Here is an 11,933-nt window from a genome sequence, read left to right as displayed (position 1 = left end):
AGTTTCTTTGATTAACATAGAAGTGTCAGAGTTTCCGTCGACATCTAGTATTCCACTTTGAAACGTGCCCCAGTCGGCATATGCCAGAATCATCATTGCAAAGAGCGACCGACCGCGATAGTACCGATCAGGATAAGGTAATACTGTCGGTCTTATTCTATCATCGCCACCAAAGAGTCTTTGCCACTCCGCTGGATACGCGTTTGGAAATCGGGAGGCAGCGTTCTGGCGAGCCATCGCCACGTAGGCGAATCGACCGCACCGGTTATGCTCGCATCGTATTAGCGCCCTTTGACGACGTGGACATTTCCCGTTCACACCTCTCGCTCGTTGCCTTGAATGAGAATGAGATTGAAGTAACCAATCTCAGTCGATCGCAACCGGTGCGTTTGTCGCGGGAGAAGATGCTTAGTCCGGGTGAGAAGGCGATTATTTCTCCCCCCTTGTTAGCCCAATTCAGCTCCTATGCAGTGCGCGTAGAACCGCCCCTTGAGGAAGACCTTGACCTTCAGCCGTTGCCGGAAGCTACGATACCCCCCGGTCCGAAATCTGTGGAAAGTGGGCTTGGGCGGTTAAACATTGACACGATGGATGAGCGTTTGTTGCTGCGGTGGCTGGAAACGGTGTTGGGGGTATTTCAGAGCGCCGCAAACTCGCGTGATTTCCCGGTGCTGGCGGCTAAGGCACTGGTGAAGATCGTCGGACTTGACGCAGCAGCCATGATTGAATGCGATGAAGCAAAACGCTGGAATGTTGCGGCACTCCATTCAATTGTCGAAGGACAAAGTGAGGAAACTTGGGTCCCTAGTCAAACGCTGCTTACACGAGTACTCCAGGAAAGGAGGACTTTTCGCCATGTGCCGGCGAATGTACCTGACACGGCCAAGAGCCTCCAAAATGTTTTGGCACTCGTAGCTGCTCCGATTCTCGACGGGGAGGGGCAGGTACTAGGAGTTCTTTACGGAGACCGGCGCGGCGGTGGATCTGTCAATGAGATTCCTGAGATCAGTCCTTTCGAGGCAAAGCTAGTTGAAGTATTAGCCAGTGGTATAGCTGCCGGTCTTGCGCGAGTGAAAGAGGAAAAGGCTGCGATGGCTGCTCGAGTTCAATTCGAACAGTTTTTCACTCCCCAGCTTGCTGCTCAGATGGAGGAAGACCCTCAACTTCTCGATGGCCGTGACGCAAACATTACCGTTCTTTTTGCCGACATTCGAGGATTCAGTAGAATCAGTGAACAACTCGGCCCGGCACGTACGATGGCCTGGATCCAGGATGTCATGGGTACTTTATCCGAATGCGTTTTAGAGTCTGATGGTGTTTTGGTCGATTTCTTGGGCGATGAAATCATGGCAATGTGGGGGGCTCCAATTGCTCAGTCGGATCACGCTGATTTAGCCTGTCGGGCGGCTATGAAGATGATCGCCTCCCTGCCAGAAATAAATAATCGTTGGCAGAAGGAACTCTCATCTCAAGTTCATATCGGAATCGGTATCAACTCAGGATTGGCACGAGTTGGGAACACAGGATCCAAGCAAAAATTCAAATACGGCCCGTTGGGGGATACTGTCAATATCGCAAGCAGAGTCCAAGGCGCGACCAAATATGTTGGTACCGACTGCCTGATTACCGGTTCAACACTCGCCAACCTGTCGAATTCACATACGACCCGGAGACTCGCATGCGTGAAAGTAGTCAACATCGAGCAACCACTAGAACTCTACGAACTTATTCCCGATGTTCCGGAGAACTGGCAGATACATTGCGACCGCTACCAGGAAGTTCTGAGTGCTTTGGAAACCAAGAACCACACTCTGGCAGGTGACCTTTCAGAAAAGCTGTGCAAGGACTTTCCAAACGATTTGGCAGCTCAGGCCCTAGCTACGCGCATTGAAGAGGCATGCAATTCCCAGGCGACGGCCGATAGTGCTGTTTGGAAGCTTCCGGGTAAATAGTGCCAACTGAAGTCAATTTCCCAGCCTCCAGCTCTCTATTTGGTTCGCTGAAGGCCCCTTGTCAATTTCCGCCTCAACCGCTATATTTCCGGGTCTGATTTGCAGATAAATATGCTTTCTAACTTGGGCCATTGAAGTGCCGCAGGAGGCTTTTTATTTTGAAATCAAGGCGCCGTAGCTCAATTGGTTAGAGTACTGGACTGTCGATCCAGTGGTTGCGGGTTCGAGCCCCGTCGGCGTCGCTTCTTTTTTTGTAGTCAGTGCTACAAGGTAATTGCGGATCGAGTCTTGCAGGTCCGTTTTCTTCTTTCTGGGATCTGGTCCGTCACTCGTCAATTGATTCGATTGTGTTCCGTCGTCGGACTCCACTACCTAGGAGCACGCAAGACGCTAGAATAGCGATATTGCCCCGGTAGCTCAGCTGGATAGAGCATGGGATTTCTAATCCCAGGGTCGCAGGTTCGAGTCCTGCCCGGGGTGCTCTCCTGTTGAACCGTATTGACGCGATCAAGGTTTTTCTTGTCTATAGTTTGGGGGAGCTTTTTCCAAATCGGCCAAGTATCATCGTAACATCTGAGGAATGCACAACGCATTCCGTCAACTATCCTTTATGCCCGCGCGTCGATTCAATGGGCTTACGACGCACTATGTTGGATAATACGAAGTTTCGGAGGCGGATCGCCTGGGAGGCGGCTCGAATGTTGTACTAACGCCAGGTATCCGAATACTATCGTGCTCAGATGAAGGCGGCTCGGCAACTATGCCGAGGTTGGGCAAGACCGGCCGATCTGCCAAGTAATGCCGAAATCCGTGATCAGATTCAACTCTTTGCCAGGCTTTATGCAGGTGAGCAGCGGATACCCGACCTGCTGCACATGCGAATTGCAGCGCTGCAGATGATGCGGTTACTATCGCGTTTTCGGCCATGCCTGATTGGCAGCGTCTTGACTGGCCGTATCCGCAAGGGTTCTGACATCGATCTCCATCTGTTTTCCAATAATGTTGAGGCGGTGACGCATGTACTTGATCAGGAAGGGTTTGTCTACGATGTCGAGCGCAAGCGGGTTCGCAAGGATGGCGAGCAGCGTGTTTACCAGCATGTCCATATTCTCAGTGAACATACCTATGAACTGACCATCTATGCGACGAACTTAGCGCACTATGTCTTCAAGAGTTCGATCACCGGCAAAGCGATCGAGCGCGCAAGCATTGCCGAGTTGGAGCAGTTCTTGCAGCGCGAGTATCCCGACTTCGATCTAGATGCGGCGATCCTCGATGCCGAGCAGCAGGTCGACCGCTTTCAATTTTTTGAAGCGTTGCTGCTTCCCCTGGAGAATGTCAACCAGAATCTCAAGTACCATCCGGAGGGGGACGCGCTTTACGGTAGTGTCCGTCAAGATGCGCACATTTGTTTTTAGGGTTTAGCCCTGTCGGTAGGTCCGCCCCCAACTCCGTAGCTGCGTAGCAGCGGAGGAGGTGCGCTGTGCATGGTCGAGCGATTGAGGGTGGAAGTCCCCTGTGGATCCTAACGGAGGTAACCACGAGGTGAAAGCAACTGCACGAGACGGAGTTTGGACATTGGACAATCGAAGTCTATCCCGCGAGGGCGTGTGGGGAGGAAGCCGTAGCCGAACTGCAGCACCGAACGTAAGTGAACCCTCAAACGGGCTTCTCGGACCTGGGTTAGCGTGCCTTCCAGCGCGACGCCCGATATCCGTTGGTGGCCGAGGAGTAGTGAGGGCGGAGGCGGCAGGACATTGTTCGATCTTACCCCAGGAGATCTCTGCGGGTCCGCCTATCGGTATTCCGGAAGAAGGCAACGACGACCGGTTGATGCCCGCAGAGAAGTCGGATCGCCCCATAGTAGTGCTGAAGCTGGGTAATGCCGGTGGAGCGAAGGGGGCGACAAGTTGTTAAGTGCTGGAACATGCCAACTGGCTTTCGCGTTTGCCGACAGCCCGCATGGGGGCAAGGACGAGAGAACCTCGGACGAATCCAAGGGAAAGTCGCACCTGCTGCTCAGAGCGAATACCAAGGAGGTAGATCATCCAGCCACCTGGGTAGCCGACGACACAAGTCGGTCACTGGAACAAGTAGCCTCGGTGTCTAATTTGGCCCGGGCGTTGCTTAACGTCGCGCGCAATAAAGGTGCGGCAGGTGTGGACGGACGTGGTGTACGGGAAGTGGTTGAGGCTTCGCCCCAACTGCTTGCTCAGCTACGCCGTGAATTGCTTTCGGGTACCTACCTGCCTGGCGACATTCGCCGGGTCTGGATTCCCAAGTCCGGTGGCGGGCATCGGGGCCTAGGTATTCCGAATGTCGTGGACCGCTGGGTTCAGCAGGCCGTACTCCAAGTTTTGGAGCCGATCTTCGAGCCGACGTTTCACGACAGCAGTCACGGATTCCGTCCGAGGCGTGGTGCACAAACGGCCATTGCTGCGGCCAAGCAATATCTGGCAGAAGGATATGCCTGGACGGTCGATATTGACCTTTCAAAGTTCTTCGATCGTGTTCACCACCAGCGGCTATTAAACCGCTTGGCGAACCACGTAAAGGATGGGCGTCTCCTAAAGCTAGTGCATGGCATGCTCAAGGCGAAGGTTGTGTTGCCCGATGGCACACGAACGGCCACGACCGAAGGCGCACCGCAAGGTGGTCCGCTTTCTCCGCTACTTTCCAATGTAGTTCTTGACGAACTCGATTGGGAACTGGCACGTCGTGGACTTCGGTTCGTGCGTTACGCCGACGACTTCAGCGTGTTCGTGAAAAGCGAACGTGCCGGTCGTCGGGTGATGGACTCCGTCAGTAAATTCATTGATAGACGCTTGCGTCTGCTGGTCAATGAAGACAAGAGTTCCGTCACGGGTCCGAATTATCTAACTTTCCTCGGCTTTCAACTCGGCAAGAATGCCGAGGGCCAAGTCATGGTGGCAATCTCTCGCCGAACTAAGGAGCGAATGGATGCCCGTATTCGTGAGCTAACGCCACGAGTCTGGGGTCAATCGCTGTCGACGTGCTTCGAGAGAACCGAACGCTACCTGCGAGGATGGATTGGATACTTTCGGTTGTGTACCGAAGATTCCCTGCGACCGCTCCACAAGTTCGACGCCCACATTCGGCGTCGTATTCGGGCGATTATCATTCGTCAGAAGAAGCGGGACCGGTATCTGTTCCGCCACCTGCAAACACGTGGCGTTTCTCGGAAGTCGGCGGCTAAGACCGCCTTCACTCGTGCTGGCGTTTGGAGACGCAGTGTCAGCTATGGCATCCATCAGGCGTATTCCAACGCCTGGTTCGCCGAACGATTGATGCCGCTCACCGACCGTTGGCATGCCTTGAACCCTTCCCGACAGGTCTTCATCAAACAGCAACGACTGTTTGAAACCTAAGGCAGCAACTTGAAGAGCCGGATGCGTGACCCGCAAGTCCGGTTCTGTGAGAGGCTTGGGGGAGAGATCCCCCGGGCCTACTCGACGAGTTGGGGGCGTGCGCGGCCTACGAGGCCACTCCGCTGGTCTCCTTCGTTGTCTCTTGCAATCGCTCCATATCGAGGTACTTGCGCGTGCCCCATTTGGTACCAGCGACGTGTCGCAGTCTTGCGGATACCAGCATCAATGCGCTGTTGCCGTCCGGGAAGGCACCCACGACGCGCGTCCGCCGGCGGACTTCGCGCATCAATCGCTCCAAAGCGTTGTTCGTGCGAATCCGCGTCCAATGCTCGCGAGGATAGGACATGTACCGCAACGTCTCGCCCACGCCCTCCTCGACCACCTTGGCTGCCTTGGTGAGCTTCATCGCTCGCAGCTTCTCCACAACGTCGCCCGCCTTCTTCTTGGCCGCCTCGCGGTCTTCCTGCGCGTGAATTGCCTTGAGCATCGCCATCACCTCCTTCATTCGATGACGAGGAACTTCCGAGCCAACGTTGCGATACCAGTGGACCACACACCGTTGCCAGTCTGCCTCCGGATAAAACTCGCCCAAGGCTTCTACCAACCCTAAACACTTGTCGCTGGTCACCAGGCGAACTCCCTTCAGGCCACGCTCCTTGAGATGCCGGAGGAACTTCCGCCAACTCTCGGTATCTTCCTTCGTCCCTTCGCAAACACCCAGAACCTGCCGATAGCCGTCCTGGTCGACGCCCACGGCAACCAATACCGCCACGTTCTTCACCTCGCCGCCCCACGACCGTTTCAGCCAAATACCATCCAGGGCCACGTAGGCAAAATCGCCCTCGATCGGCTGGTTTCGCCAGGCTTCGATCCGCTCGTAGAGCTGCTGATTCAGCTCGCTCACCGTGCTCGGAGAAACTCGTGTTCCCCACAACGCCTCGGTGATGTCCTCCACCCGGCGAACGCTCACCCCGGCGAGGTACATCTCCATTAGCGCCTCTTCGACCGACGACTCCCGTCGTCGGTACCGCTCAATAATCTGCGTCTCAAATGGCAAACTGCGGAGTCTAGGAACCTTGAGCGTCACTTGGCCTGCCTTTGTCTGCAGTCCGCGATCGTATGACCCGGCCCGCGTATCCACGCGGTCGGGGCTCCGCTCGTAACGCTTCGCTCCACAGAGTTGATCAGCTTCGGCCTCCAACAGTCCATTGAGCGTCTCCTCGACGCTCTTGCGAACCACCTCGTCGACGTGCCCTCGAATCTGAGCCTCGTCGATCCGAACCATGCTTCCGTTTTCAGTACTTCCTGTTAAACTCGCCATCGTGGCAGTCTCCTTCGCTTGGGGGAATGAATCGTAACAATCCAATTCCTACCAAGCAGGGGCTGCCCAAACAATCTGCGCAATAATTAGGACGTTATCGGCAACGACCTAGCCGGTCGATCTTCCAAGCCCAATTCTCTGCCACGCTTGCCAAGCTTGTGAAGAAACTGCGCAAACATCGCGCACTTTCTTCCTCTGACACGGCGAACCGAGCCATCTCGCTCGCCATTCGCGAGCGAAACACCGCCAAGCGGGCTTCAGATTGCACAAGTAGCAAGGAGATGGTACCCGCTCTTCAATTGCGCCTGTCCTTTTTGCTATGGCGAGTGGTGAATTCCGTAGCTGGTGCAGCCAATTCACTGTTCTAGCAAGTTAAGCGGAAGCTGAGACTCAGTTATATCTTTGACTGAGAGGTCACCATAAAAAGCTCGGAGCTGCTTGCCTTGGCGAAGTCTGTACCAACCTACAATCTTGTCAGCTTGCCCAATTTCCACTCCCGTGCCTACATAATAGAAACTATTCGGCACAGTCTGGTCTTCCTCAAACTGCTTAACAGGTGACCGATAGATCTCTCGCATCATGATCTTGTCGCGAATGTCGATCATCGCTTGTTCCACTTTCGTGCGATCTTTTGGATCTTTATAGCTCGCAGCATTGAACTTATCGCTGTCAAATGCATTGTAGGGAGATTCAGGAAACACTTGGTTGTTAAATCGAGCTGCGGCTCCTAAGTAAGCGATCATCTCGCCTTCTGTGACGGTTGGTTTCGCCATTTTTTCGAACGCATAGTCTGCCGGAGGATCCAAGCTAAACTCAGATGCGGCGATCTTTGTGTCGAGTACTATTTCGTGTGTCAGGCCGCCGATGGGCTCCATACGGTACCACTCATTCTTGGACACACTAGCTCCATTTTCCAGGGTTTCAAATTCGAGATCTACCTCATTCGGACCCCACATGCCGACCAGTTGCTTTGTTGATGCATCAAAGAAAAAATCAGTCCGATGGTCGTTCTGGTCCAACCCATTTAAAGTTATCACTCGGACGACATTTGCCTGGATCCTGTCAATCTCTTTTTGTCCTTGCAGAGAAACCGATTTCACCCGACATCCTTCGCCATCGCCAGGGTACTTGCGTTCACGAATCATGTCTCCAACCCAGGCGAACGGACTGCGCAAATCGCGTCGGAAAGGCGGAAATTTTAGCACAGCCTTTTTTTCTCGGAGATCTAAAGTCAGCATTCTCCCTGCGTTCAGATCCGTGATTTCAACACTATACGGCTTGCCTTCTTCGTCCAAAAACGTTTCGCGGTATTGACCTGGGTGGCGATACGCATATAAGCGTCGTTCTTTTCTGATCAAGCTTTTCTTGCCGTCTTTGTCGGAGAGGCGGATATATATAGTTGACGTCCATTTCATTGTTTGGACGTTGTCAATACCTGGAATAGAGTTTGCAAACGCACTTTGGCTAAGAGTGTTGCTGTCTGGACCTATCCACATCAGCCCACAGACAATAAGCAATGAAGCAGCAAGTACCTTTGAAATGATCATCACAGTTCTCCTATCGATGTATTTTGATAATTCGTGAGTATGAGCTGGTGGAGCAAGGGATTTTAGAACTGCAGTTGCGTCGGGATGCCGTTTGCACCAGGAATCGAAATCTGGTGTGGGTGCTGTCCCCAAAGATGCACGTAGCTGTTCTTCCAAATCCTGATCCTGAGGTGACATATTCATTGCTTTGTCTCCGAAGAATTGAGGATTGTGGCCAGTTTGTTTCGAGTACGTTGCAGGCGACCATGAATCGCTTGGGTAGAAAGATCAACTACATCAGCAATTTCTTTATACGACAAACCACTGAAGTAGTGGAGCAAAACAATTTCGCGAGATGATTCATCGAGTTGCTCCAATACTTCATGGATCTCCTGTTGTAATGCAGGCAACCTGATATTGCTGGTAGGTACCGTATCATCAGTTAGTGCTTCATGATTTTGTTGTGCCTTTCCCAATCGTGATGCCGTGCGGCGGCAAATTGTTCCAAGCCACTGTGGAAACTTATCCTTATGCTCCAAAGTAGATAAAGTACGACATGCAACGGCAAACGCCTCTTGTGCAACATCTTCGGCCAAATGTTCGTCGAACAGACGACTTCGAGCGATCCCAACCGCCATGCGATAGTATCGTTCATACAAAAGGCCAAAACTTGCTAGGTCGCCTCGGCTAGCAGCCACGACGAGATCTGCATCAGATTGCTGCAAAGGACAGTCTCTTTGTTGACATGTTGAAGACAATTCGAATCGTCATGAGGATAGTGTCATGATTCCCTAAGAAATGAGCGCAGGTTATGAAAATATTATAGATTTACGTGAATAATCTCATGGCATACGAGACATTGGTGCACCAAATGGCCATTATTATCGCAGAAGAAAGGACAGGCATCTTTCGGAAAGCATCTCTAAGAGAGCGTCGGCGTAAACCTTTTCCTGGTAAGAGTTTATGGGAAATCCCACTTAAAGAAACAAAAAGGACATGCACATTTCGATCATTGCAAAACGCCGAGAGAGCTTAGAACCTGTGGTCTCTAAAGCACTTACGATGATACAGCGTCTTATCAGAGCCCCAATTATGTCTGCCCTTTTTTCCCTTTCCCGCTACTTTTGCGGAGCAAAAGGCGACTCTGCGGGAACGCGGTGCGAATGGCAGGCGGAGCCTCGCAGATAGTGCATTCCAAACCGGAGAGTGCGAACCAGGGGAATAGGTTTTCAACGACTCGAGAGCGACTTTATAGTTGCATCTACTCTGGCACAAGTCACGAGTGACCTCGCCGGAACTGCCGCGATTCGCGGCCCGCATGGATTCCCTCGCCCGCAGCCCCCAGTATCCCGATCTCCTCCGGTCACTCACGTTTACGGCTAACCAACTCAAAGTGAAAAGCAAGACTACGGTAACCACGGATAACAAGGATTTCTCGGATAGAGCAAGTCCCACGAAAACGGGACGAAACTCATTCGATGGTTCAAAATCACACCCACCATCTGCTCAAACCTACTCGATGAATATATGTACGGTTTCGTCTCCATTTATCCGTGAAATTCGTGCAATCCGTGGTTCTCCTTTTCAGTTTGAGTAACCAATCGTTGCTGCGCGGCTGTTTTCCGCTTGGCACAAAAATCGTTGTGGAATTTCTCCCCGGCATCTTGATAATGGTACGTGCGATAAGTAATCGGAACGCACTATCGCCCGTATGGACTTACGGGTTTGCTCGTGACAGGTCCGCGCGCTAAACGAGTTTGGCGATTTGGACGAGCAAGAAGAGGCTAGATTCGTGGGGTTTAGTTTTCAAAACCCTATCGCCCGCGAGGCAGCGTGATTCGCGTAAGTCATGATCGGCCAACGAGTTGAAGCCCAACGAACCGGGAGAATGAGAGGAGGTTTTGTTTTGTAAGAAAAGTTTTCGACAAAATGTGCGGCGACAAAACGTCCCCTGCGGTGCGCTGGAATGAAAAAGATTCATCCAGTTTTCACAGCCCACGCAACAAAGGAATGACCAATTTCGTCTGAACTCTTGTGAATCCAGCTACAGTGTGTTTCCACACCATCGCTGGCTCGGAGCACTTGGTAATTTGTACCGGGGAGTCGGGGTTTTTGTTACAAAAATAATGGCCAAGACCTATAAGGCCTCTATAAAACAAGGGGTAAATCGGTGAAGATGGTTTAGTTTTTCTTGTTTTTCGGTTTCCAAGAAATGAGTGGGGACAAAACCAAGAAAAGAGGGCTTTCTCAGGCTGCTTCCTTACTAGCGATTCGAGTTTGCGAGTACCACTCAAAACCGCGAATTCATGTGAGGCGAATGACGAGTCACCAGCTTTTCGGGTAAGCTGAAGGAAGATCAAAGCGATACACAAGCCGAACCGCACAGATTTTGTAAATGCCATGAGACTATTCTTCTGCCCTATATACTTTGAAAGTTAGTCGATGCTGTACTTTGCTACGGGTTCGCCAACCACTGAATTGTCAGACGCAGACATTCGTTCCGCTCTGTTTGACGTCTATGATCGACTTGGCAAACGAGAACGTGTCATTGCTGTCCCTCCAGACTTTACGCGTTTTAATAGTCGGGCTGGACAATTGACCTGCCTCACGCACGAGTACTATGGAAACTCCTTGGCCGATGTACTCCCAGCCTTAGGCACCCACTTTGAAATGCCCAGGTGGCAAAAGGAAAAGATGTTTCCGGGGGTTCCCGATGCTTTATTTCGCTATCACAACTGGAGAAAAGATGTTGAGACCATTGGCACAGTACCAGCAGATTTTGTCACCGAAGTTACCGAAGACATTTACTCTCAGCCGTGGCCTTGCCAATTGAATCGGCTTATCTCTCAGGGAGACCATGATCTAATCCTCTCACTGGGGCAGGTTGTGCCGCATGAAGTTATTGGGATGGCCAACTACAACAAGAATCTCTTCGTAGGAACCGGAGGATTGCGTGGCATCAATGAGAGTCATTACATCGGCGCCGTGTATGGCATCGAGCGCATTTTGGGGCGTGCGGACAATCCCTTGCGTAAGATACTAAACTATGCCCAAGACAATTTCTGCCAACATTTGCCGATCATCTATGTGTTAACAGTAGTGGGCTACAACGAAAAACGTCAGTTGGTAGTTCGTGGGCTCTTCATAGGAGACGACGTCGAGTGTTTTGAGCAGGCAAGCGAGCTGTCACTTGCTGTCAACTTTGAGATGGTGTCTGAGCCACTCAAGAAAGTTGTTGTCTACCTTGATCCGGAAGAGTTTCACAGCACTTGGTTAGGCAATAAGTCTATATATCGCAGCCGGATGGCCATCGCGGATGGAGGTGAGTTGGTTGTGCTGGCACCTTCGGTTCGCACCTTTGGCGAGGACCCCCAAATCGACGTACTTATCCGCAAGTATGGCTATCGAACTACGCCCGAGGTACTCAAGTTTGTCGAGGAGAACGCAGACTTACGTGAGAATCTTTCTGCCGCTGCCCATCTGATTCATGGTTCTTCTGAGGGTCGCTTCCAAGTCACCTATTGCCCAGGGGAACTTAGCCGCGCCGAAATTGAAGGGGTCGGGTACAACTATGGCGATCTGGCGGAATACTCACACCGCTATCCTGTCGAAAACATGAAAGATGGGTTGCAGACGATTGATGGCGAAGATGTTTTCTACATCAGCAATCCCGCCCTCGGACTCTGGGCCCATCACTCCCGCATGGGGTAGATGTATTAATGTCGACCTAAGTTGATTCATAGCA

At 52.1% G+C, this 11,933-nt stretch carries 8 protein-coding genes and 2 tRNA genes; 7 read left to right on the top strand and 3 right to left on the bottom strand.

What is annotated here, in order from left to right:
* The first annotated feature begins 80 nt into the window (after window positions 1-80).
* The 6 genes from Pr1d_RS14585 (at window position 81) to ltrA (ending at window position 5,341) form a co-directional block, all read left to right on the top strand.
* Entirely contained in the window at window positions 81-1,952 is a 1,872-nt protein-coding gene (locus Pr1d_RS14585; RefSeq protein ID WP_148074212.1) for an adenylate/guanylate cyclase domain-containing protein, read from the top strand.
* Window positions 1,953-2,120: 168 nt separating this feature from the next.
* A tRNA-Asp gene (locus Pr1d_RS14580) sits at window positions 2,121-2,194 on the top strand.
* A gap of 164 nt (window positions 2,195-2,358) precedes the next feature.
* A tRNA-Arg gene (locus Pr1d_RS14575) sits at window positions 2,359-2,432 on the top strand.
* A 260-nt stretch (window positions 2,433-2,692) separates the two neighbouring features.
* The gene (locus Pr1d_RS14570; protein ID WP_148074211.1) at window positions 2,693-3,370 is read left to right on the top strand and encodes a hypothetical protein; all 678 of its coding nucleotides are present in this window, start codon (window positions 2,693-2,695) and stop codon (window positions 3,368-3,370) included.
* Window positions 3,371-3,497: 127 nt separating this feature from the next.
* Window positions 3,498-3,869 (top strand): hypothetical protein, encoded by a 372-nt coding sequence (locus tag Pr1d_RS14565; protein WP_148072168.1) that lies wholly within the window; start codon window positions 3,498-3,500, stop codon window positions 3,867-3,869.
* Entirely contained in the window at window positions 3,863-5,341 is a 1,479-nt protein-coding gene (ltrA, locus tag Pr1d_RS14560) for a group II intron reverse transcriptase/maturase (RefSeq protein ID WP_148072169.1), read from the top strand. The genes Pr1d_RS14565 and ltrA overlap by 7 nt, the downstream gene beginning before the upstream one ends.
* A 106-nt stretch (window positions 5,342-5,447) precedes the next feature.
* Here the strand turns inward: ltrA and Pr1d_RS14555 are convergent, their stop codons facing one another.
* The 3 genes from Pr1d_RS14555 to Pr1d_RS14545 form a co-directional block, all read right to left on the bottom strand.
* Window positions 5,448-6,662 (bottom strand): IS256 family transposase, encoded by a 1,215-nt coding sequence (locus tag Pr1d_RS14555; RefSeq protein ID WP_168205239.1) that lies wholly within the window; start codon window positions 6,660-6,662, stop codon window positions 5,448-5,450.
* A gap of 356 nt (window positions 6,663-7,018) precedes the next feature.
* On the bottom strand, window positions 7,019-8,365 hold the full coding sequence (locus tag Pr1d_RS14550; protein ID WP_168205238.1) for a hypothetical protein: 1,347 nt from the start codon (window positions 8,363-8,365) through the stop codon (window positions 7,019-7,021).
* A 23-nt stretch (window positions 8,366-8,388) separates the two neighbouring features.
* The gene (locus tag Pr1d_RS14545) at window positions 8,389-8,913 is read right to left on the bottom strand and encodes an RNA polymerase sigma factor (protein WP_148074209.1); all 525 of its coding nucleotides are present in this window, start codon (window positions 8,911-8,913) and stop codon (window positions 8,389-8,391) included.
* Between the two features lie 1,717 nt (window positions 8,914-10,630).
* On the opposite strand from Pr1d_RS14545, the gene Pr1d_RS14540 reads away from it, so the two are divergent.
* The gene (locus Pr1d_RS14540; RefSeq protein ID WP_148074208.1) at window positions 10,631-11,899 is read left to right on the top strand and encodes a nickel-dependent lactate racemase family protein; all 1,269 of its coding nucleotides are present in this window, start codon (window positions 10,631-10,633) and stop codon (window positions 11,897-11,899) included.
* Window positions 11,900-11,933: the final 34 nt, after the last annotated feature.

Origin of the sequence: Bythopirellula goksoeyrii (assembly GCF_008065115.1) — a bacterium.
Lineage (GTDB): Bacteria > Planctomycetota > Planctomycetia > Pirellulales > Lacipirellulaceae > Bythopirellula > Bythopirellula goksoeyrii.
Note: the sequence above shows the minus strand (reverse complement) of the source record. Positions and strands in the feature narration are given on the sequence as shown.

Bases quoted from the DNA above. Each gene is read 5' to 3' on its own strand.
- Pr1d_RS14555 (WP_168205239.1), bottom strand. From the start codon at position 6,662: ATGGCGAGTTTAACAGGAAGTACTGAAAACGGAAGCATGGTTCGGATC.
- Pr1d_RS14540 (WP_148074208.1), top strand. From the start codon at position 10,631: ATGCTGTACTTTGCTACGGGTTCGCCAACCACTGAATTGTCAGACGCA.
- Pr1d_RS14585 (WP_148074212.1), top strand. From the start codon at position 81: ATGCCAGAATCATCATTGCAAAGAGCGACCGACCGCGATAGTACCGAT.
- Pr1d_RS14570 (WP_148074211.1), top strand. From the start codon at position 2,693: ATGAAGGCGGCTCGGCAACTATGCCGAGGTTGGGCAAGACCGGCCGAT.